Source organism: Streptomyces sp. NPDC054765 (assembly GCF_053612065.1).
The window spans coordinates 24,775-44,770 of sequence record NZ_JBSHBP010000064.1; the positions used below are offsets into that span (position 1 = coordinate 24,775).

Below are 19,996 nucleotides of genomic sequence, written 5' to 3' on the forward strand. Positions count from 1 at the left end.
GGAAGGCCTTCAGGCGACCTCGATACCGTACTCCTGCACCAGCGCTTCCAGGCCGCCGGGGAAGCCCTTGCCGCCGATCACGAAGTCCCAGTCACCGCCCGCCCGTTGGCGGAACGAGCCGAGCACCAGCGCGGTCTCGCCACACCGCCCGTCCGAGACCTCCAGTTGCCCCAGCTCCTCCCCCGACGCGTCCAGCAGCCGGATCCGGGCATCGGTGAAGCCGGAGAGATCGGCGTCGGGGTTGACCTGGGGGTCGATCGCCGCGACCAGGACCAGCCGGTCGGCGGCCGGCGGCAGCGCCTCGAACCGGACCTGCATCGCGGCCCGGTCGGGCGCGAAACCGGGCAGCATCCGGACCGAACCGTCGGGGTTGCGCGGATTGTTGTAGAAGACGAAGTGATCGTCGCTGAGCACGCTGGTCCCCTTGCACACCAGGGCGCAGACATCGAGGGCGACCTCGCCGGACCAGTTCATCCCGAGGATGTTGTGGTCCGGGGCTTCGTCGGCGGCGGGGGAGCCGGCCGCGGCGTGCGGGCCGAGCCGGCCGCGCAGCCCGTACCGGCCGAGCAGATCGACGAGTTCGGGGCCCGCGATCAGGCTGAGCGGCTTGCCGTTGGCGAAGGTGTGCGCGCCGGGGCCGAACCGGGAGGTCGTCACCAGCACCCCCTTGTTGGCACCTTCGGACTGGACCGTGCCGTACAGATCGCGGACGGCGGTCGGCGGGACGGTGTTGCGGTAGCGCTTGACCTGCACCACGATCTTGCCGCCGCGGATCGGGTCGGGGTCCAGCGCATCCACATCGACCCCGCCGTCGCCGGACCGCTGGGTGGTCACGGCCTGCATGCCCATGGCACGGAACAGTTCGGCGATCAGATTCTCGAAGGCGATCGGGTCCATCTCGTACAGATCCGGCTCGCTGTCCGTGCCGTGTGAGACGACCCCGCCGCCGGCATCGCCCGGAAGACGCACGGGACGCACGGCGGTCCGCTGGTCGGGGCGGGCGGCGAGCTGCCCGCGCAGCCCGTCGGTCAGGCACTCCACCGCGCCGACCTGTTCGAGACGGAAGGTGTCGAAGTCGCTGCGGGGTGCCATGACGGTCGCGAGATACACCTGGGCCGGGCGGCCGGTCACCGGGTCCACATCGTCCACGAATCCGTTCAGCGCCACCGAGTCCAGGGTGCCGTAGCTGTCGGCGGCGAAGAGGTCGCGCAACACCAGCAGCACGCTCTGGGCCAGCACTTCGCGGTAGAGCGACCGGCGCTGCGCGGCCGGCCGGGCGGTCTCCTTCTCCTGGTCGGCGGTGGGCATGTACCGGACGGACTTGGTCTCCGGAACGATGTCGTAGCCCGGGAGTTCCCAGTCCAGGACGAGCTGGCGGGCCGTGGGGTCGTAGGCGGCCGCGATCTGCCGGGGGAAGCCCTCCGGCCAGGCCTTGGAGGAGTACAGCGCGGCGGAGAAGTACTCGACGGCGGCGTCCGCTTCGCCGGCGCGCAGGCCGGCGAGCAGCTCCTCGATACCGGAGTTGTGCCGGCGGATCTCGGCCAGGGCCCCCGTGGCCCACTGGTCGTACTGCTGCCGGTAGGCGGCGAGTTGGGCCTGCCGACGGCTCTCCGCGGCCTGCGCGGCATACCAGTCCTGCTCGTAGCGGGCGCGGGCCTCTTCCTGGGCACGGTCGCGGCGTACGCCGATCTGCCAGCCGCCCGTCGGTGCCTGGTAACGGGCCGGGTCGGGCATCGGTACGGGGGTGGCGAGGGCGCCGGGCGCGAACTCCTCGATCTGCTCGGGGCGCAGCAGCGCGGCGGCGGAGAACGCGGGGGCGCGGCAGCCGTCGGCGAGCAGAGCGGTCAGTGCGGCGACGCGGGCGTCCAGTTCCTCGGTGCGGCGGCGGGCGTCGGTCTCGCGTTGTTGCCGGTAGGCCGTCTGCCGCTCGCGGTGCATCCGCGCCATGGCACGTTCCGCGTCCCGGGCTTGCCGTTCCTGGTCGCGCTGCTGCTGTGCTCGCGCGCGGCGCTGGGCTTCCTGCTGGCGCTGCTGCTGACGCTGCGCCTCGGCCCAGACGGCCATTAATCCATGGGAACGGCGGCTCATATCGCTCTGTGTCCTCCCCCGGGGCGGCTGCCCCCCGAACCCTGTGAAAGCGGTTTCACCTGCGTTGTTGGTGAGACCTTAGCGGGGGAGCAAGCGGCCGGTCACGGTCGGGTAGGCAGATTTCGCCCCCTTCGTACGGTGCGCGCCGACGCGGTGTCCGCAACCGCTCCGGGCATCACCCGGCCGCTGGTGGGAACCGGCCCGGACGTCATCCGGCCACGTTGCGGAAGGGTGGCCGGAGTCGTCCCGGCAGGTCGCGGAGCGCTCGCCGGCGTCATCCCGGCAGGTTGTGGAGCGCTCGCCGGCATCATCCCGCCGCCGGCAGCTCCGCCGCCCGCAGCCGCGCCGCCGTCATGGCCGGGTCATAGCCGTCGGGCACGCCCGGCACCAGCACCGCATCGCCCTCGACGTGCCGGGTGCGCAGCGGCAGGATCTCGGCATAGGCGGGCGAGTCGTACCAGCCCCGGGCCCGTGCCAGGTCGGGGAAGGCGATGACGACCACGGATCCGGGCCAGTCACCTTCTCTGACCTCCACTTGGGAACCGTGGACGATGAAGTGACCGCCGAACGGGTCCAGGGTCGACTGGATCTTCTCGATGTAGTCGAGGATCTCCGGGTGCGGGGCGACGGGGCGGAGGTGGGCGATCGCGTATGCCGTCATGGGACTTCCTTTCCGGCGGGTGGCGGGGTGTGGGTTTGCGGGTTGCGTCGGTGTCCACGTTTCCAGCCATCCCGCTACGGGGCGATTACCTCCGGGGTAAACACGGCACCGAGCGGGGGCGCCGGTCGACGGCAGGCGGAGGGGCAGCACGAGGAAACCCGTCCACCCCGCCTGCCTCATCCGACACTCTTGACGCTCATGGCTCACTGCCACACCGACCCGTCAGTTCCCTCACACAGCAAGAACCCCACTTCCCCCGGCGAACCCCCCTCCCCCGGCGGAACCCGCCGCCCTGTCCCTCACCTCCGTCTCGAAGGGATCCCGCCATGGACGACCTCCTGCACTTCCGGGCCGCCGGCACCAGCCTGGTGCTGGATCTGTCCGGATCCGGTCTGCCGCGCATCGTGCACTGGGGCGCCGACCTCGGCGCGCTTGCGCCCGGCCGGCCGGGCGAGCTGCTCCTCGCCGATGTCGCGCAGACCGTCGCCAACGCGCTGGACGATCCGGTACCGCTGAGTGTGCTGCCGCAGCAGTCCGCCGGCTGGCTCGGCACCCCGGGCTTGAGCGGGCATCGCGCACGCTCCGCCGCCGCGCCCGCCTTCACGGTGCACACCAGGTCCGTACGGGAGGAAAGCCGCCGGCTGACCGTCGAGGCGGCGGACGCGGACGGCGGTCTGGCGCTCACGCTGGAGACCGGGCTGACCGATGCGGGGCTGGTACGGCTGCGCGCCGCCGTCACCAACACCGGCGACGAGCCGTACCACCTCACCGAACTGACCCCCGCCCTGCCGGTGCCCGCGCAGGCCACCGAGCTCCTCGATCTCACCGGCCGGCATCTGCGCGAACGCGACCCGCAGCGGCATGCATTCACCCTCGGCACCCATCTGCGGGAGAGCCGCCGCGGGCGCACCGGCAGCGATGCGACGCTGCTGCAGACCGCCGGGGAGACGGGCTTCGGCTTCCGGTCCGGTGAGGTGTGGGGCCTGCATGTGGCGTGGAGCGGCAACCACCGCTCGTTCGCCGAGCGCACCCCGGCCGGGCAGGCCGTGCTCGCCGGCGGCGAACTGCTGCTGCCCGGCGAGATCCGGCTGGCTCCGGGCGGCACCTACCGCTCCCCCTGGGTCTACGGCTCCTACGGGCGGCACGGCTTGGACGAACTGGCCGGCCGCTTCCACCGCGAGCTGCGCGCCCGCGGCCAACACCCCTCCTCCCCCCGGCCGGTCACCCTCAACACCTGGGAGGCGGTCTACTTCGACCAGGACCTGGCCACGCTGACGCGGCTGGCGCGGGCGGCGGCGGAGGCCGGAGCGGAGCGGTTCGTGCTGGACGACGGGTGGTTCCGGGGGCGGCGGGACGACCGGGCGGGGCTGGGCGACTGGTATGTGGACGCCGAGGTCTGGCCGGACGGGCTGCAGCCGCTGATCGACGCCGTGCACGGGCTGGGGCTGCAGTTCGGGCTGTGGGTCGAGCCGGAGATGATCAACCCGGACTCCGATCTGGCCCGTGCACACCCGGACTGGATCCTGGCCGCGTCTCCGTCCCGGCTGCCGCCGCCCTCGCGCCATCAGCAAGTCCTCGATCTGGCGCGCCCCGAGGCGTATGCGTACATCCTCCAGCGGCTGGACACCCTGCTGCGCGAGCACCGCATCGACTACCTCAAGTGGGACCACAACCGCGATCTCGTGGACGCGGCGGCACACCACCAGACCACGGCCGCCTACCGGCTGATGGACGAACTGCGCTTGCGGCACCCCCGGTTGGAGATCGAGTCCTGTTCGTCCGGCGGCGCCCGGGTCGACCTGGGGGTACTGGAGCGCACCGACCGGGTGTGGACCAGTGACTGCATCGACGCGCTGGAGCGGCAGCGGATCCAGCGCTGGACCGGTCTGCTGCTGCCGCCGGAGCTGCTCGGCGCGCATGTGGGGGCGCCGGTCGCCCATACGACAGGGCGCACGCACACCCTGGATTTCCGGGCGGGGACCGCACTGTTCTGCCACTTCGGGATCGAGTGGGATCTGACGGCGGCGAGCGCGGCGGAGCGGGCGCGGCTGGCCGAGTGGGTGGCGCTGTACCGGGCGCTGCGGCCACTGCTGCACAGCGGAACGGTGGTGCACGGCGATCATCCCGATCCGGCGCTGTGGGTGCACGGTGTGGTGGCCGGGGATGGCGGGCGGGCGGTGTTCGCGCTGGTGCAGATGGCGACGAGTGTGCAGGCGCCGGCCGGGCGGGTGCGGCTGCCGGGGCTGGATCCGGACGCCGAGTACCGTCTGTCGCCGCTGGCGCCGGGCGACCGCCCGGAGGGTCCGTTCACCTCGGCGCTGCCCTGGTGGGAAAAGGGCGTGACGCTGCCGGGCCGGGTGCTGGCCGAGGTGGGTGTCCAGGCGCCGACACTGTTCCCGGAGCGGCTGGTGCTGCTGGAGGCCGTACGGCGGTGAGGGGGAGCGCTGAGCCAGGTACGGGCCGCGCCGTCGGGCGCCGCACCGGGGAGCGGGGCCGTCCTCGCACAGGGACGGTCCGGAGCGGTCCCCGCACACCCCGCGCGGTTCCGCCGGGCCCTGTGCTCCATGGCCGGCCGGCGTGCGCGACGTACGAACTACCTTTCCGGCGTTGCCTTGACGCCTTTGTGGCATTACCTTTGATGCCGTGACTACCGGGTCGGCCATGTGCCATGAGCGAGTGAGTTTCCCGGTCACCACGTGACCGCCAGGCGGGCAATCAGAGGCCCGCCCCTCCTCCCCTCCGTTGATTGCGCGTTCCGCGCCTTTCGCCTGCTGACGGATTTCGCCTGCCTGCGCGCCGGCGCTTGCACACGTCGGCCGTCTCCCGGGGTTTCGTCTCCCGGGCATCCGCTTCTGCGTTTCCGCTTCTGGGTTTCCCTTCCGCCTTCCGCACCGCTGTCGAGTTCCCGTCGTCCGCGGTCAGTTCACCCTGCCCGGCGAACGGTTCTTCGCTCGCCGACCGGGCCATTCGACCTGCCCGCGAGACACCGCGGGCTCTTCCCAACTCCCCCACCCTGGAGAAATCACCGAATATGCCGATCGACTTCAACCAACAGATCATCGAGGAGTTCCGCGCCAACGGCGGACGCGTCGGCGGCCCCTTCGAGGGCGGCCGGCTGCTTCTGCTGACCACCGTCGGCGCACGGTCCGGCGCCCGGCACACCACCCCGCTCGGCTATCTTCCCGACGGTGGCGGACGCGTCCTGGTCATTGCCTCGGCCGCGGGCGCACCGAGGCACCCGGCCTGGTTCCACAATCTGGTCGCCCATCCCCGGGTCACGGTCGAGGCCGGTGTCTTCACTTACGAGGCGCAGGCAATTGTGCTGGAGGGCGACGAACGCGACCGCGCCTTTGCCCGCGCGGCCGAGGCCGATCGCGGATGGTCGGAGTACCAGGCCAAAACGGAGCGCGTGCTTCCTGTAGTGGCACTGGAGGAAATCCCCGCCGGTCCACCGCATATCACCGCCGGCTCGATGGGCGCCGCACTCAAGGCCGTGCACGAGGGATTCCGACGGGAACTCGCCCTCATCCGCAAGGAAATAGCCGAATCGGGCCCCGGTCTCGGCGCTCAGCTCCGGGTGAATTGCCTGACCCTCTGCCAGGGCTTGCGCCTCCACCACACCGGAGAGGACGCCGGGATGTTTCCGATGCTCGGCCGACATCACCCCGGACTCGTCCCGGCGCTGGCGCGGATGCAGGAGGAACACAAGAAACTCGCGGTCCTCCTGGACGAGCTGCAGAAGGCCATCTCCGCCGAGGGCGCGGATCCCCGGGCGGTGCTCGGCGAAGTCGAGCGCCTCACGGCGGAGGTGGAAAAGCATCTGACCTACGAGGAGGAGCAGTTGATCCCGGTACTCGACGGTGCGGCCTGCTGACCGGAGGCGGCCACGGGCGGGGCGCGACGGTCAGATCGCACCGTCGTGCCCCGCCCAGTAGGGGTCCCGCAGCCGCCGCTTGAAGAGCTTTCCGGAGTCATCGCGCGGCAGCAGCTCCTCGAAGACCACGGCGCGGGGGACCTTGTACCCGGCGAGCCGCTCACCGACATGGGCACGTACCGTCTCGGCGCTGAGCAGCACGCCGGGTTCGGTCTCCAGATGCGCGGCGAGGACCTCGCCGAACTCCTCGTCGGGGATGCCGAAGACCGCGGCATCGCGGATGCCGTCGAGGGCGAGCAGACAGCCCTCGATCTCCGCGGGGTAGATGTTGACGCCGCCGGAGATGACCATGTCGTTCCGGCGGTCGCTGAGGTAGAGGTAGCCGTCCGCGTCGAGATGCCCGATGTCTCCGATGGTGACGTACCCGGGCAGGCCCGGCGCCTCCATGGCGGCGCGCCGGTCCGGGTCTCCCAGGTAGGTGAACCGGGGCCAGCCGTCGCCGGGTTTCAGATAGATGTCTCCGGTGGCGCCGGCCGGCAGTGGCTTCCCGTCGGGGCCGGTGACCGCGACCCCGCAGGTTCCGGTGGCCCGTCCGACGGTGCCGGGGTGGGCCAGCCACTCCGCACTGTCACACCATGTCACGGCGCCGGTCTCGCTGCCGCCGTAGTACTCCCGCAGTACCGGTCCCAGCCAGTCGATCATGGCGTGTTTGATGTGCGGCGGGCAGGGCGCCGCGGCATGCACGACGGAGGTGAGCGAGGACAGGTCGTAGCGCTCGCGGATGTCCTTGGGCAGTCGCAGCAGCCGGACGAACATCGTGGGCACGACCTGCACCTGCTCGATGCGGTGGTGGGCGATCAGCCGCAGGAATTCCTCGGGGTCGAAGCGCGGCATGAGGGTGATGTCCAGCCCGGCCGCGAGGGCGAGGACGGCGTGCTGGCCGGGAGAGGCGTGGTAGAGCGGGGCGGGAATGAGCGTACGGCCTCCGGGGGCAACGGCGAAGTGCTCCAGGAACAGCCGCACCCCTTCGTCGAGCTGGTCGGGGGTGACGGGTTCGCGCAGAACTCCTTTGGGGCGACCGGTGGTTCCGGAGCTGTAGATGACGGTGGGCGGACGCTCCCCGGCGGCATCCCCGAGCGGTTCGTGACGTTCCAGCCAGCGGTCGAGCAGCGGGTGCCGCCCGGTGGGTGGCGGTGCGCCGAGCCCGCAGGCGGCCGCGACCCCGGCGGGAACGGCGGCCTCGATGATCCGTACGCCTTCGGGGAGCACGGCGGTCACCGCGTCCAGCATGTCGGTGTGCGCAAAGACGACCTTGCTGGCGCTGTCGGTGAGCACATGGCGCAGGTCGTCATGCCGGAAGTGCCAGTTGACGGGTACCGCCGAGGCTCCCAGCAGGGCGGCACCGGCGGTGATTTCCAGATGGGCGGGCTCGTTGCGCATCACCACGGCGATCCGGTCGCCGGGCTCGACTCCCGTCTCCCGCAGTCCGGTGGCGATCCGCGCCGCACGGTCGAGGAAGGACGGATAGTCGCGTTCATGGCCCGCGCAGCGGATGGCCGGGGCACCGGCGACGGGCGGGGCGACGGCTTCCATGGTGCCTCCAGTGAGTGCGACCGGGGCGCTCATTGAACCGGCAAGTCCGGTGGTTTTCCAGGGTGCCGCCTTCAGGACGGCGCGCGGGTGGCTCTCGGCCGTGCGTATCTCGGCCACTCACCCGCACCATCCCGCTGAGGTCCGAGGTCTTACGGCTCTTCACTCGCCTTCACCTCCCACTTCGGTCATTTTTCGGCGAGATGATCCGATGTCTGTCGCGCCGGGGGTCTTCCGGTCCGGGTGCCGGGGCTGCACCATGCGGGTTGGCACAGGAGGCACGTACGTGACCAACTGACCCGAGGAGCGAGCGATGCACAGCCGCACAAGACCGTTCCGGCTGCTGGGACTCATGGGGGTGCTGGGCGCCCTGTTGCTGGCCGTCGGCAGCCCCGCGGCCGCCGCAAAGCCCCCGCCGCGGCCCGCCACCGGCCCCGGCACCAACCACGCGACCGACGATCCCTTCACCTCGTCGCGCACCTCGTGGTGGCGTCAGGACCGGTTCGGGATGTTCATCCACTTCGGCGCGTACTCAAATCTGGAGGGCGAGTACACCCGGCCCGACGGCACGGTGTGCCGTAACGCGGAGTGGATCGAGCGGGAGTGCCGGATCCCCAGGGCGGAGTACGAGAAACAGGCCGCCACCTTCAACCCGTCCGCCTTCGACGCCAAGGCGATCGTGCAGGCCGCCAAGGACGCCGGCCAGCGCTATATCGTCATCACGTCCAAGCACCACGACGGCTATGCGATGTGGCCGACGAAGCAGAACACCTGGAATCTGCGCGACCACTCCTCCTTCGACCCGCACCGCGACATCCTCGCCGAGCTGAAGCGGGCCGCCGATGCCGCCGGCATCAGACTCGGCTTCTACTACTCGATCTGGGACTGGCACGATCCGGACTTCGCCGACCCGGCGACCTTCCCGCGCTACAAGAAGCGGATGTACGGCCAGCTCAAGGAGCTGGTCGAGCACTACGACCCGGCGCTGTTGTGGTTCGACGGCGAGTGGGACGCCGACAACCCCGCCAACCACTGGTCACGTCGGGACGGCGCCGATCTCCAGGCGTATCTGCACGGTCTCGACCCCCGGCTGATCGTCAACAACCGGGTCGGCAAACGCGACGTGGTCGACGGCGACTTCGGCACACCCGAGCAGGAGATCCCCACGGAGCCGGTCGACGGGCAGCTGTGGGAGAGCTGTATGACGCTCAACGACCACTGGGGCTTCGCCGCGTACGACACCAACTGGAAGCCGGCGGCGACCGTGGTGCGCAATCTGCTGGACGTGGCGAGCCGCGGTGGCAACTATCTGCTCAACGTGGGCCCGGACAAGCTCGGGCGCATCCCGCAGCCCTCCGTCGACCGGCTGCGCGAGACCGGCCGGTGGCTGGATGCGCACGGCCAGGGCGACGCGGTCCACGGAGCCGGGTACACCGGGCTGGTGGCCGACCCGTCCTGGGGCGCGGTCTCCCGCCGGGGCGACGCGCTGTACGCCTCCGTCACCTCCTGGCCGGCCGCCGGCGCGTCCCTCCATCTCACGGCCAGGGGCCGGTTCGAGATCACCACGGCCCGGGTGCTGGGCAGTTCCCAGCGGGTGAAGGTCACCCCGGCCGTTGACGGCTTCGACCTCACCCCGTCCGGTGCGGCCACCGGTCCGCTCGCGAGCGTTATCCGGCTCACCATCAGGCCGCCGGCCGCGGCCCCCGCCGGCACCGGCACCGGCCTGACCGCGCAGAGCTGGACGAACAGCTCCTTCTCCGGCCCGCCCGCGGTGACCACTGTCGATCCGACGGTGAACAAGTCCTACCGCTTCGACGGATCGCCCGACCCCTCGATCCCCGCCGGTCACTTCAGCACCCGCTGGACCGGCAGCATCCAGCCGCGCTTCGACGAGACATACACCTTCACCACCGTCTCCGACGACACCGTGCGGCTGTGGATCGACGGCAGACCGGTGATCGACAACAGCACTCCGCACGGCCCGAAGACCGACAAGGGGACCGTCACCCTGAAGGCCAGTCACCGGCACAGCATCCGGATCGACTACACGGAACAGACCGGTGAGGCCTATATGAAGCTCCTGTGGTCCAGCCCGAGCCGGCCCCAGCAGATCGTGCCGCAACGTCAGCTCTACGCCGACTGACCCGGGACGTACGGGCCGTCCGCGGCCTGTGCACGGCGCCGGCCGACGGGCGGGAAAGTCCCGCCCACCGGTTGGGCCCTCCGGGCCGCGCCGAGCCAGGGGCCGACGGCAGCGGACGCCGACGACCTCACCCGGCTGCTGGGTCTGCTCGGGCGCCGGGCCTGACCCCAAAAGGATGAGGCCCACGGGTCAGGGCCGGCGCCCGAGCGATCAGTGATTCAGTCGATCCCGCGGAAGATATTCGGTTCGGCGGGATCGTCATCGCAGCCGGCGAGGCGCACGGGGGCGCAGCGGTCCCAGGCTTCCAGGTTGCGGACTTCCTTGATCCGACCGGGCCGCTCGCCCTGCTTCAAACGGGGCTGCTTGTGTTGAGTCTTGTGCAATGCCACCACGCACTCCTTCTTCTGAGGTATTGGTCCGACGCGGTGGCGCCTTGTTCACAAACCGGGAGGTCGGCCAAGGTTTGTGGCGTTCCCGCGACGGGCCAATGGTGTTGGCGTCTCCCAGAAAGGTCGTCCGTCGCCCCTCAGAGTAGCGACGCCGCACTCCGCGCGCTCGACGTTTTCCGTCGACAACGGCACGTCATCGGAAGATGCGGATACGGTCCCCATAAGCGGCAGGGAAACGGGGCGGGATATGTGATGCATATCACTCACTCCAATGGCCCTGCGGTTGCTGCATTCGCCCCGATCCCTACGCTGGAGAGTGAGCGAGGGATCGGGTCTCCGTCGCCGCGCGCCATGCTGCAGGGCACGCGGCGGCAGTGCTACCCATGGGCGGGTGGCATGGTTCTCGGATTCCGGTTACTGGCTCGGGCGGCTGGTTTTCCAGCGCCTGCTGGCCGTTCTCTATGGGGTCGCATTCCTCGCGGCGGCCCGGCAGTTCCGGGCGCTCATCGGGGCGCGCGGCATGCTGCCGGTGCCCGAATTCCTGGCGCGGGTGCCCTTCCGCGCGGCGCCCTCGGTCTTTCACCGGCACTACTCGGACCGCTTCTTCGCGGTCTGGTCGTGGTGCGGGGCACTGCTGGCCGCGGCGGTGGCGGCGGGGGCCGCGGACGTGGTGCCGCTGTGGGCGGCGATGGCGCTGTGGGCCGTGCTGTGGGCGATGTATCTGTCCATCGTGAACGTCGGGCAGACCTGGTACAGCTTCGGCTGGGAGTCGCTGCTGCTGGAGGCGGGCTCCCTCGCGGTCTTCCTCGGCAACGCCGCGACGGCTCCCCCGGTGCCGGTCCTGTGGCTGCTGCGCTGGCTGCTGTTCCGGGTGGAGTTCGGGGCCGGAATGATCAAGATGCGCGGCGATCGCTGCTGGCGGGATCTGACCTGTCTGTACTACCACCATGAGACCCAGCCGATGCCCGGCCCGTTGAGCTGGTTCTTCCACCATCTGCCCAAGCCCCTCCACCGGGTCGAGGTCGCCGCGAACCATGTCGCCCAACTCGCCGTCCCCGTACTGCTGTTCACCCCGCAGCCGATCGCCGGGTGGGCCGCGGCCGCGATGGTCGTCACTCAGCTGTGGCTGGTGCTGTCCGGCAACTTCGCCTGGCTGAACTGGGTGACCATCGCACTCGGTCTGTCCGCCGCCGCCCCGCTATGGGGAAGACCGCCCGCACCGCTGCCCGCCCCTCCGGTGTGGTTCGAGGTTCTGGTCCTCCTCGCCACGGCCGGGGTCATCGTGCTCAGCTACCGCCCGGCGCGCAATCTCCTGGCCCGGCAGCAGTTGATGAACACGTCCTATGAGTCGCTGCATCTGGTCAATTCCTACGGCGCCTTCGGCAGTATCACGCGAGTGCGCCGGGAGATCGTCGTGGAGGGGACGGCCGATGCGGTGACCGGTCCGGACACGGTCTGGCTTGCGTACGAGTTCCGTGGCAAGCCGGGGGACGTGCGGCGGCTGCCGCGCCAGTACGCGCCCTATCATCTGCGGCTGGACTGGCTGATGTGGTTCGCCGCACTGTCACCGGCCTATGCGCAGGCGTGGTTCGTGCCGTTCGTGGCGCGGCTGCTGGAGAACGACCGGGACACGCTGCGGCTGCTGCGCCGAAATCCGTTCCCCGATCTGCCGCCGGCCCGGATCAGGGCCCGGGTCTTCCGCTACCGCTTCACGACCTGGCAGGAACTGCGGGAGACCCGAGCGTGGTGGCATCGCACCGAGGAGCGGGAGTTTCTGGCGCCGGTCGGCCGGTCAGCTCTGCACGGAAGGCGATGACCGTGTCGCGGGCGTGCCGCAGTCCGATGCGCGTGAAGTCCCCTTCCAGGGAGTCGAGTTCGGCCAGGGCCTCGTCCCGGTCGCAGCCGAGGCGGGCGCGGGACTTGACGAGCCCGAGCCGGGAGAGCGCCGCCCCGCGGGGCTCCTGCATCTCACGGAACTCCCGCAGCGAGAGGCTGTAGGTCTCCTGTGCCGACTCGTAACGGCCCGCCCGGTAGAGGACGTTGGCGCGCATCTTGTGGTTGTAGGCGAGTGCGCTCGCCAGATCCATGGTGCGGCAGATGGCCTCCGCCTCGGACAGCAGCGTCAGCGCCCGGTCCGTCTCGCCCTGTACGGACAGGACATCGGCGACCCCGCGCAGCGACCAGGCGCGCCCGCGGGCGTCGTCGGCCTCGGCGGCGATCCGGGCGGATTCCTCGAACAGTTCCAGGGCCTTGTCATAGCCGCCGGTGTTGCGGTGCATCTGGGCTATGCCGGACATCGCCCAGACCATGTGCCGGGCCTCACCGTGCTCCCGGCCCTGTGCGAGCAGTTGCTCATGGAGCTCGGCGACCGCGGCGTAGTCGCCCTGGATGCGGCCGGTCTCGGCGAGGCCGGCGAGGGAGTAACCATGGGCGAGGCGGTTGCCGCTGCCGGCGGCCAAGGCGACGGCGTGGGTGAGCAGCCGGCGGGCGAGCGGCAGGGTCCCGCACTGGCGGGCCAGGGTGCCGCCACTCCACAACGCCCAGGCCATGGCACCCGGGTCACCGGCGGTGCGGGCGCTGCGATAGCTCTCCCGCCAGGCGTCGCCCGCCTGCGCCACCCGGCCGAGCCGCCGGTTGGCCTCGGCGACCGCGAGCGCGGCCCGGGACCGCTCCAGTGCCGTGCCCGCGGCGGCGTGCGCCCGGCTCGCCGTGGCCAGCACCTCCTCGTAGGAGGAGTTCACGCCCAGGGCCGTGCCCAACTCGCCCTGATATTCCGGGGCGAATGCCTTGCCGTACATATATCCGTGGCCTCTCGGTCATCTCAGTTCTTTGATCAACAAACTACGAGCGAGGGGGGGTACGGCGAATCAGTCCGCGTATGGGTTGTGTTGTACGACTCGAGTGCTACGGAAAGGGGTGGTGGTCATCATGAGGAATTAGGGGGACGTCAGGGTCACCCCGCCGCTTCCGGGACCGCCGGTGCGTTGCACACCGCGCAATTCGTGTGGCGTCTCTTGCCCGAGCGGGCGGGACGGGCCACCCTGCTGCCACGACCACCCGATCACGGACCACCGATCGCCGAGCACCGATCGCCGAGCACCGATCGCCGAGCACCGAGGTGTGGCATGAGGGCAGCAGGTACGGGTACGCAGGCCGGGACCGGGACCGGGACCGGCCGCAGGCGGTTCCTCGGCACCGTCGCGGCGGCGCTGACCACGACGGGCGGGGCGGCGGGGCTGCTGACGACGGAGGATCCGCCGCCCGCGCACGCCACCCGGCGCCCCGGGCACCGCCCGCGCGGCACCCGGCCGCTCTTTCTCGGGACGTACACCTCCGCCGCGGGCGGCGGAAGGGGCGTCGGACTCGGTACGTACGACACCGCGACCGGCCGGATCACCGCCACCGGAGTCGTCGAAGGCGTCGCCGACCCCTCCTACCTGGCACTGGCCCCGTCCGGCCACACCCTCTACACGGTCGACGAGCAGCGGCAGGGCGGGGTGACCGCGATGGCGCTGACACCGGACGGCCCGCCCAGGGTGCTGGGCACCCGTTCCACCGGCGGCGCCGGCCCCTGCCATCTGTCGGTACACCCCGGCGGGCACTGGCTGTTCAGCGCCAACTACCTCTCCGGCAGCGTGGTGGTGCATCCGGTCGACCGCGCCACCGGCGCCCTGGGCGCGCGCACGGACCTGGTCACCCACTCCTGCCCGCCGCCCGGCCCCGGCCAGGACGGGCCGCATGCCCACCAGATCCTCACCGGCCCGGACGGCCGGCATGTGCTGGCGGTCGACCTGGGCACCGACACCGTCTACACCTACCGTCTGGACGAGACGGCCGGGACACTCACCCAGGTGTCGTATGCGGCGCTGCGGCCCGGCGCCGGACCCCGGCATCTGACGTTCCACCCCTCGGGTGCCTTCGCGTATCTGGCGAACGAGGTCGACAACACGGTCGTGGTCTGCCGCTACGACCGTGACAGCGGGCGGCTGACGCCCGGTGCGCCGCAGTCCACCGGCACCGGTCCGGGGACCAGCTATCCGGCGCAGATCCTGGTCACCAGGAACGGCCGGTTCGCCTATCTCGCCAATCGCGGTCACAACAGCCTCACCCGCTATGTGGTGGAGGCGGCGGGGGCACGGCTGCGGCTGCTGGACACCGTGCCGGTGGGCGGGGACTTCCCCCGGCAGATCGCCTTCTCGCCGGATCAGCGCCTGCTGTTCGCGGCGAACCAGAAGTCGGGGTCGGTGACGGTGTTCTCGGTGGACGCCCGGACCGGGGTGCTCCACAGTGCGGGCAAGCCGTTCGCGGCTCCGGTGCCGGTATGCGTCCTGCCGCGGTGAGCGCGGCGCAGGGCAGACCGCCGCGGCATCCCGGCTGCTGAAACACTGCGGCAACAGCGCCGCATGGTTGGCCGATTAGCGTCGTCTCCCATGAGCACGGGAACGGCACAGGACGACAGCACGGCTACGGCCGGGGCGCCGACGGCGCCGGGCGGACTGCAGCAGGGACTCAAACGCCGCCATATGCAGCTGATCGCGCTGGGCGGGGTCATCGGGGCCGGGCTGTTCGTCGGCAGCGGGGTGGTCATACGGTCCACCGGTCCGGCCGCGGTGCTGTCGTTCCTGGCGGCCGGCGTGCTCACCGTACTGATCATGCGGATGCTCGCCGAGATGACCGTCGCCCGCCCCGCGCTGGGGTCCTTCTACGCCCATGTCCGCGAGACCCTGGGGCTGCGTGCGGGGTTCACGGTCGGCTGGCTGTACTGGTACTTCTTTGTGATCGTGGTCGCCGTCGAGGCGGTGGCCGGCGGCCGGATCGTGCAACTGTGGTTTCCCGGCGTCCCGTTGTGGGGGGTCAGCCTGGCGCTGATGGCGCTCCTGACCGCGACCAATATGGTCTCGGCGCGCTCCTACGGCGAGTTCGAGTACTGGTTCTCGTCGGTGAAGGTCCTGGCGATCGTGGTGTTTCTCTTTCTCGGCGCGCTGTTCGTGCTGGGCCTGTGGCCGCATGCACCCGGCGGGCTGGGCAATCTGACCGCGCACGGCGGGTTCGCGCCCGAGGGCGTCGGAGCGGTGCTCGCTGCCGTCGTGCCCTGCATCGGGTTCTTCACGGGCGCGGAGATCGTGACGATCGCGGCCGCCGAGTCGGTCGAACCGGAGCGGGCGGTGGCGGACGCGATCCGTTCGATCGTGCTGCGGGTGGTGGCGTTCTATGTGCTGTCGGTGTTCCTCGTCGTCACGGTGGTGCCCTGGACGTCGAAGGCGATCGAGGTGAGCCCGTACGCGGCGGTGCTGGACCGGCTTGCGGTGCCCGCGGCCGGCACGGTCATGAACGCCCTGGTCCTGATCGCCGTACTGTCCTGCCTGAACTCCGCGCTCTACACCTCCTCGCGGATGCTGTTCGCGCTCACCCGTAACGGGGACGCCCCCCGCGGATTCACCGTGCTGAGCGACAGCGGGGTACCGCGCCGGGCGCTGCTGGCCGGGACCTCGGTGGGCTATCTGTCGGTGCTCGCGGCCTGGATCTCGCCCGATGTGGTCTTTCCGTTCCTGATCAACTCCTATGGTGCCATTGCCCTGTTCGTCTATCTGGCGATCGCGGTCGCGCAGGTACGGATGCGGCGCACGCTGGAGCGCACGGAGCCGGAGCGACTGACGCTGAAGATGTGGCTGTTCCCCTGGCTGAGCCGGGTGACCATTGCGCTGATGGCGGTGGTGACCGGGGCGATGGCGTTCTTGCCGGACAGCCGGTCGCAGTTCTGGCTGAGTGTGCTGACGGTGGCCGTGGTGCTGGCCGCTTACGAACTGCGCCGCAGAAAGGGTCCGGCCGCCGCGCCGGGGCCCGATCACCCGGACGCGGAGGAGGCCGGGGCAGGCCCGGCCGTATCGGTCCCGCGCTGAGCGCTCCAGGGGGCAGGCGCACGCCCGCTCCCCGGCCCGCCCCTCGGCCTCGCCTCGCCTCGCCTGCCGTCACCCCACCGTCAGCCCCTGGACGAATGAGTCCGATGCGACCGGTCCCATGTGGTGGCTCACCGGAGGGTGGGTGTGCTGGTTTCTCAGCATGCCGGCGGCGGCGTGTCACGGCAGTGGCATGCTCCTTGCCATGAATGAGGATCCGCAGGACAAGACAACGCCCGGGTTGTGGGGGCGTATGGCGTGCGCCTGGGCGGTCGCTTTCGCCGCGCTTCATTTTTTCTGGGCGCTGGGCGGCAGCTGGGGGCTCAGTGTCTCGGCGGGGCCCCTGGCCGAGGAACGCCCCAGGTGGTTCGTGACGGTGGGCCTGTGGGGTGTGGGGTTGCTATGCCTTGTCGGCGGTGTGCTGGGATGGTTTCTCGCCTGGCCGCGGCCACGTGGCCTGGCAGGACGGATGGTCAAGGCCCTGGGCTGGTGTGCCTGCGCTGTGCTGCTGGTGCGCGGCATCTCCGTCGAGGTGCTGCTGCTGACCGACACTGCGGGCCAGGAAATAGACGTAAGCCCGGAACAGCGGCTGTGGACACTGCTGTTGTGGAATCCCTGGTTCCTGGTCGGTGGTCTCGTCTTCGGTTTGGCCGCACGGGGGTCCGGAAAAACGGAGGGCCCGAGTAGCGGCGCCTGACGGTGCCTCGGGGCGCGCGAAGAGGGTGCCCAGGAACGTGCCCAGTGCGAAGGCTCACAGACCCAGGGCGTCGGGGCTGGCTACCCGCCGTGCCGAGGGTGGTGGGCGGCCGGGTGGCCGGGTGGCGAGGTCGGGGCGGTGGTGTCCAGGCTCATCGGGGCCTGTCCTGTTCCCAGGCGGGGCGGGTGTCGGGGGACGGGTCGCAGATGGTGGGGTTGATCGCGCTGCCGATGCCCTCGATGGAGGTGGTCATGGTCTGTCCTGGGACCAGGCTTGCGGCGTCGGGGGTGGTTCCGGGGGTGCCGGTGAGGATGACGTCGCCGGGCTGCAGGGTCAGGAAGGTGCTGCAGTAGGCGACCAGTTCGGCCGGGGAGAACAGCAGGTCGCTGGTCGAGCCCTGCTGCCAGGGGACCCCGTCGACGGTGAACGAGAGCGTCAGGTCGTGCGCGTCGTCGACTTCGTCGGGGGTCACCAGCACCGGTCCCAGGGGGGTGGAGCGGTCGAAGACCTTGCTTTGCAGGGCTTCGGTCGTACGGTGCTGCCAGTCGCGCAGGGACAGATCGTTGGCCAGGGTGTAGCCGGCGATGGCGGCCACGGCCTCGGCGGGTGTGGCGCGGTGCAGCGGCCGGCCGATGATCACGGCGAGTTCCACCTCGCCTTCGACGCGGTCGCTGACGGCGGGCAGCACGATGCAGTCGCGGGGGCCGGTCAGGGTCGAGGGGAACTTGGCGAAGAACGTCGGGTACCGCGGTGTGGGCCGGCCCAGTTGCTCGATGTGGCTGCGGTAGTTCAGCCCGATGCACAGGATGTGCGCGGGGTCGGGGGAGACACGGGCGTAGTGGGCGGTGGCCGCGTCGGCTTCGCCGATGTCGCGCAGGCGGTCCTGCCGCAGAAACGCGTCGACCGCGTTGTCGGCGTCGACCAGGACGACCCGGTCGTCCTCGACGCGTGCCCCGGTGAGGGTGTCACCGTGCCTGATCGTGGCGAAACGCATGCTCAACTCACCTCCTGGTGCCGGTCGCCGGTGCTCACAGGTCGATGCTCTGGCCGGGGGCCGGCAGGGTGACCTCAATGCCGGTGAGGCCGGCCAGGATGGTTCGGGTGGAGGCCTGGCCCAGGTCGCTGAGCATGAGTTCGTGAATCTGGATCACCCGGTGGGCCTTGACCGCGCGCAGGTACTCGGCGGCCTCGCCCAGCTTGGTCCAGGGTCCGCTGGTAGGCAGCAGCAGGGTCTCGACGGGCACCTCGGGCACGAAGTAGGCGTCGCCGGGGTGGAACAGCGTCTCCTCGATCAAGTAGCCGAGGTTGTCGACGCAGGGGATGTCGGCGTGGATCGTGGCGTGGCGTTCGCCGTGGACGGTGACGCTGAATCCGTCGACGTTGAGGGTGTCCCCGGCCGCGAGGGTCCGTACCCGCCCGTCGTGGCCGCCGAGCTTGTCGAGCACCGCTCGCGGTCCGAAGACGCGCATTTCGGGGTCGGCGTCCAAGGCGGCTGCCAGCAGGACGTCGTCGAAGTGGTCGAAATGCTCGTGCGTGATCAGCACGGCTGCGGCGCCGGTGACGGCGTCCTTCGCGTCGGGGGTGAATGTGCCGGGGTCCAGCACGATTCTGGATCCGTCCTTCTCCAGTGCGACGCAGGCGTGGGCGTACTTCGTCAGCTTCATGGTGGTTCCGTTCGCGGTCGGGGCTCGATTACACAGCAAAAGTGTACAGCCTTGATGTATTTCTCGCGCTGCGGCGATGACGCGATGCGCTGCCACCACAGGGACGTCCGAGGGTCCCGGCATCGAGCCGCCCCAGAAGCGGAGCCCGAGCTCCCGGTACGGCAGCGGTCTCGGCAGCGGTCTCGGCAGCGCTGCCGCCGCTCCTTGGCGCAGCGGTGCAACTACAGCCGGACTGTATAGTCAACCCATGGTTGACCAAGATCATCTGGCGGAGCGGTTGCGGACCTCCACCGGCAGGTTCGTGCGTACGACACGCGCGCACGCCGACACCCTCCCGCCACCCCTGGCCACAACCATGGGCCTCCTCGACCGCGAAGGCGACGCCTCGACCGCCTCCCTGGCCCAGCGGCGCGGCGTGCGCCACCAGAGCCAGAGCCGCACCGTGAAGGACTTGGAGAACCTGGGCTTCATCGCCCGACGAGAGGACCCGCAAGACCGCCGCGGATTCCTGGTCACCCTCACCCAGCAGGGCCGCACCGCACTGGACAAAGACCGCAGGGCCAGACGCGACTGGGTCGCCCAGGCCATCGACACACTCCTGAGCCCAGATGAACAGACCCAGCTCAGCGCCCTGCCGCAACTCCTGGACCGACTGTCCGACTACAGCGGCAGACGGGGATGATCCTTCACTTGTGGCATCGGCCGACGCGGCACTGAGCTGCGTAACCGCTATTTCCGGCCTCGGTCACCCGGCTCAAACGCGGGATGCGACTCGACACCAGCGCCGACGAGCCGCCCCGAGGCCAGGGCCAGCAAGAACAAGCCAGCGACGACCGACGTCGAGGAAAGCCCAGGTCGCCTCAAACTCACCTGTTGTTACCAACCTGACCAAGCCCTACTAGGGCCTGTGTGTGGTTGTGATCAATCAGTTGCCTGCAGGAGGTCATTGACCCAGATCATCGAGGCGCGGAGGTGGAGGCCGGCGAGGTAGCT

Annotated in this window: 15 protein-coding genes; 8 read left to right on the plus strand and 7 right to left on the minus strand. The window is 70.4% G+C overall.

The annotated features are described in order from the left end of the window. Positions 1 to 9 precede the first annotated feature (9 nt). Both ACWGJY_RS30200 and ACWGJY_RS30205 read right to left on the minus strand, forming a co-directional pair. Positions 10 to 2,088 carry a restriction endonuclease gene (locus ACWGJY_RS30200; RefSeq protein ID WP_453264040.1) on the minus strand — a complete coding sequence of 693 codons (2,079 nt, stop codon included), beginning with the start codon at positions 2,086 to 2,088 and terminating at the stop codon, positions 10 to 12. A 307-nt stretch (positions 2,089 to 2,395) separates the two neighbouring features. Further along, positions 2,396 to 2,749: a DUF1330 domain-containing protein gene (locus tag ACWGJY_RS30205; RefSeq protein WP_453264041.1), complete on the minus strand. Its 354-nt coding sequence runs from the start codon at positions 2,747 to 2,749 to the stop codon at positions 2,396 to 2,398. A 326-nt stretch (positions 2,750 to 3,075) separates the two neighbouring features. On the opposite strand from ACWGJY_RS30205, the gene ACWGJY_RS30210 reads away from it, so the two are divergent. Then, the gene (locus ACWGJY_RS30210) at positions 3,076 to 5,184 is read left to right on the plus strand and encodes an alpha-galactosidase (RefSeq protein ID WP_453264042.1); all 2,109 of its coding nucleotides are present in this window, start codon (positions 3,076 to 3,078) and stop codon (positions 5,182 to 5,184) included. A 596-nt stretch (positions 5,185 to 5,780) separates the two neighbouring features. Further along, positions 5,781 to 6,623, plus strand: a complete 843-nt coding sequence (locus tag ACWGJY_RS30215) for a nitroreductase/quinone reductase family protein (protein WP_453264043.1) — start codon at positions 5,781 to 5,783, stop codon at positions 6,621 to 6,623. Between the two features lie 30 nt (positions 6,624 to 6,653). Here the strand turns inward: ACWGJY_RS30215 and ACWGJY_RS30220 are convergent, their stop codons facing one another. Beyond that, complete coding sequence (locus ACWGJY_RS30220) at positions 6,654 to 8,216, minus strand: AMP-binding protein (RefSeq protein WP_453264044.1); 1,563 nt, start codon at positions 8,214 to 8,216, stop codon at positions 6,654 to 6,656. Between the two features lie 310 nt (positions 8,217 to 8,526). On the opposite strand from ACWGJY_RS30220, the gene ACWGJY_RS30225 reads away from it, so the two are divergent. Beyond that, positions 8,527 to 10,356, plus strand: coding sequence for an alpha-L-fucosidase (locus ACWGJY_RS30225; RefSeq protein WP_453264045.1), 1,830 nt, complete (start codon positions 8,527 to 8,529; stop codon positions 10,354 to 10,356). A 218-nt stretch (positions 10,357 to 10,574) separates the two neighbouring features. On the opposite strand, the gene ACWGJY_RS30230 is transcribed toward ACWGJY_RS30225, so the two are convergent. Continuing rightward, entirely contained in the window at positions 10,575 to 10,745 is a 171-nt protein-coding gene (locus ACWGJY_RS30230) for a hypothetical protein (RefSeq protein ID WP_453264046.1), read from the minus strand. A 391-nt stretch (positions 10,746 to 11,136) separates the two neighbouring features. Between ACWGJY_RS30230 and ACWGJY_RS30235 the strand changes: the two genes are divergently transcribed. Continuing rightward, positions 11,137 to 12,561 (plus strand): lipase maturation factor family protein, encoded by a 1,425-nt coding sequence (locus tag ACWGJY_RS30235; protein WP_453264047.1) that lies wholly within the window; start codon positions 11,137 to 11,139, stop codon positions 12,559 to 12,561. Here the strand turns inward: ACWGJY_RS30235 and ACWGJY_RS30240 are convergent. After that, entirely contained in the window at positions 12,455 to 13,543 is a 1,089-nt protein-coding gene (locus tag ACWGJY_RS30240) for a tetratricopeptide repeat protein (protein WP_453264048.1), read from the minus strand. The genes ACWGJY_RS30235 and ACWGJY_RS30240 overlap by 107 nt on opposite strands. Positions 13,544 to 13,870: 327 nt before the next feature. Here ACWGJY_RS30240 and ACWGJY_RS30245 point away from each other — a divergent pair, with 327 nt between their 5' ends. The 3 genes from ACWGJY_RS30245 to ACWGJY_RS30255 all read left to right on the plus strand — a co-directional run bounded on the left by ACWGJY_RS30245 (position 13,871) and on the right by ACWGJY_RS30255 (position 17,339). Further along, complete coding sequence (locus ACWGJY_RS30245) at positions 13,871 to 15,085, plus strand: lactonase family protein (protein ID WP_453264049.1); 1,215 nt, start codon at positions 13,871 to 13,873, stop codon at positions 15,083 to 15,085. Positions 15,086 to 15,175: 90 nt separating this feature from the next. Beyond that, entirely contained in the window at positions 15,176 to 16,645 is a 1,470-nt protein-coding gene (locus ACWGJY_RS30250; protein ID WP_453264050.1) for an amino acid permease, read from the plus strand. Positions 16,646 to 16,847: 202 nt separating this feature from the next. Beyond that, positions 16,848 to 17,339, plus strand: a complete 492-nt coding sequence (locus ACWGJY_RS30255; protein ID WP_453264051.1) for a DUF3995 domain-containing protein — start codon at positions 16,848 to 16,850, stop codon at positions 17,337 to 17,339. A gap of 151 nt (positions 17,340 to 17,490) precedes the next feature. Here the strand turns inward: ACWGJY_RS30255 and ACWGJY_RS30260 are convergent, their stop codons facing one another. Together ACWGJY_RS30260 and ACWGJY_RS30265 are read right to left on the minus strand one after the other, a co-directional pair. Then, complete coding sequence (locus ACWGJY_RS30260) at positions 17,491 to 18,333, minus strand: fumarylacetoacetate hydrolase family protein (RefSeq protein ID WP_453264052.1); 843 nt, start codon at positions 18,331 to 18,333, stop codon at positions 17,491 to 17,493. Between the two features lie 34 nt (positions 18,334 to 18,367). Continuing rightward, the gene (locus tag ACWGJY_RS30265) at positions 18,368 to 19,003 is read right to left on the minus strand and encodes an MBL fold metallo-hydrolase (RefSeq protein ID WP_453264053.1); all 636 of its coding nucleotides are present in this window, start codon (positions 19,001 to 19,003) and stop codon (positions 18,368 to 18,370) included. Between the two features lie 247 nt (positions 19,004 to 19,250). Here ACWGJY_RS30265 and ACWGJY_RS30270 point away from each other — a divergent pair, with 247 nt between their 5' ends. After that, positions 19,251 to 19,685 carry a MarR family winged helix-turn-helix transcriptional regulator gene (locus tag ACWGJY_RS30270; RefSeq protein WP_453264054.1) on the plus strand — a complete coding sequence of 145 codons (435 nt, stop codon included), beginning with the start codon at positions 19,251 to 19,253 and terminating at the stop codon, positions 19,683 to 19,685. Positions 19,686 to 19,996: the final 311 nt, after the last annotated feature.

Bases quoted from the DNA above. Each gene is read 5' to 3' on its own strand.
- ACWGJY_RS30200 (WP_453264040.1), bottom strand. From the start codon at position 2,088: ATGAGCCGCCGTTCCCATGGATTAATGGCCGTCTGGGCCGAGGCGCAG.
- ACWGJY_RS30205 (WP_453264041.1), bottom strand. From the start codon at position 2,749: ATGACGGCATACGCGATCGCCCACCTCCGCCCCGTCGCCCCGCACCCG.
- ACWGJY_RS30210 (WP_453264042.1), top strand. From the start codon at position 3,076: ATGGACGACCTCCTGCACTTCCGGGCCGCCGGCACCAGCCTGGTGCTG.
- ACWGJY_RS30215 (WP_453264043.1), top strand. From the start codon at position 5,781: ATGCCGATCGACTTCAACCAACAGATCATCGAGGAGTTCCGCGCCAAC.
- ACWGJY_RS30220 (WP_453264044.1), bottom strand. From the start codon at position 8,216: ATGGAAGCCGTCGCCCCGCCCGTCGCCGGTGCCCCGGCCATCCGCTGC.
- ACWGJY_RS30225 (WP_453264045.1), top strand. From the start codon at position 8,527: ATGCACAGCCGCACAAGACCGTTCCGGCTGCTGGGACTCATGGGGGTG.
- ACWGJY_RS30240 (WP_453264048.1), bottom strand. From the start codon at position 13,543: ATGTACGGCAAGGCATTCGCCCCGGAATATCAGGGCGAGTTGGGCACG.
- ACWGJY_RS30245 (WP_453264049.1), top strand. From the start codon at position 13,871: ATGAGGGCAGCAGGTACGGGTACGCAGGCCGGGACCGGGACCGGGACC.
- ACWGJY_RS30250 (WP_453264050.1), top strand. From the start codon at position 15,176: ATGAGCACGGGAACGGCACAGGACGACAGCACGGCTACGGCCGGGGCG.
- ACWGJY_RS30255 (WP_453264051.1), top strand. From the start codon at position 16,848: ATGAATGAGGATCCGCAGGACAAGACAACGCCCGGGTTGTGGGGGCGT.
- ACWGJY_RS30260 (WP_453264052.1), bottom strand. From the start codon at position 18,333: ATGCGTTTCGCCACGATCAGGCACGGTGACACCCTCACCGGGGCACGC.
- ACWGJY_RS30265 (WP_453264053.1), bottom strand. From the start codon at position 19,003: ATGAAGCTGACGAAGTACGCCCACGCCTGCGTCGCACTGGAGAAGGAC.
- ACWGJY_RS30270 (WP_453264054.1), top strand. From the start codon at position 19,251: ATGGTTGACCAAGATCATCTGGCGGAGCGGTTGCGGACCTCCACCGGC.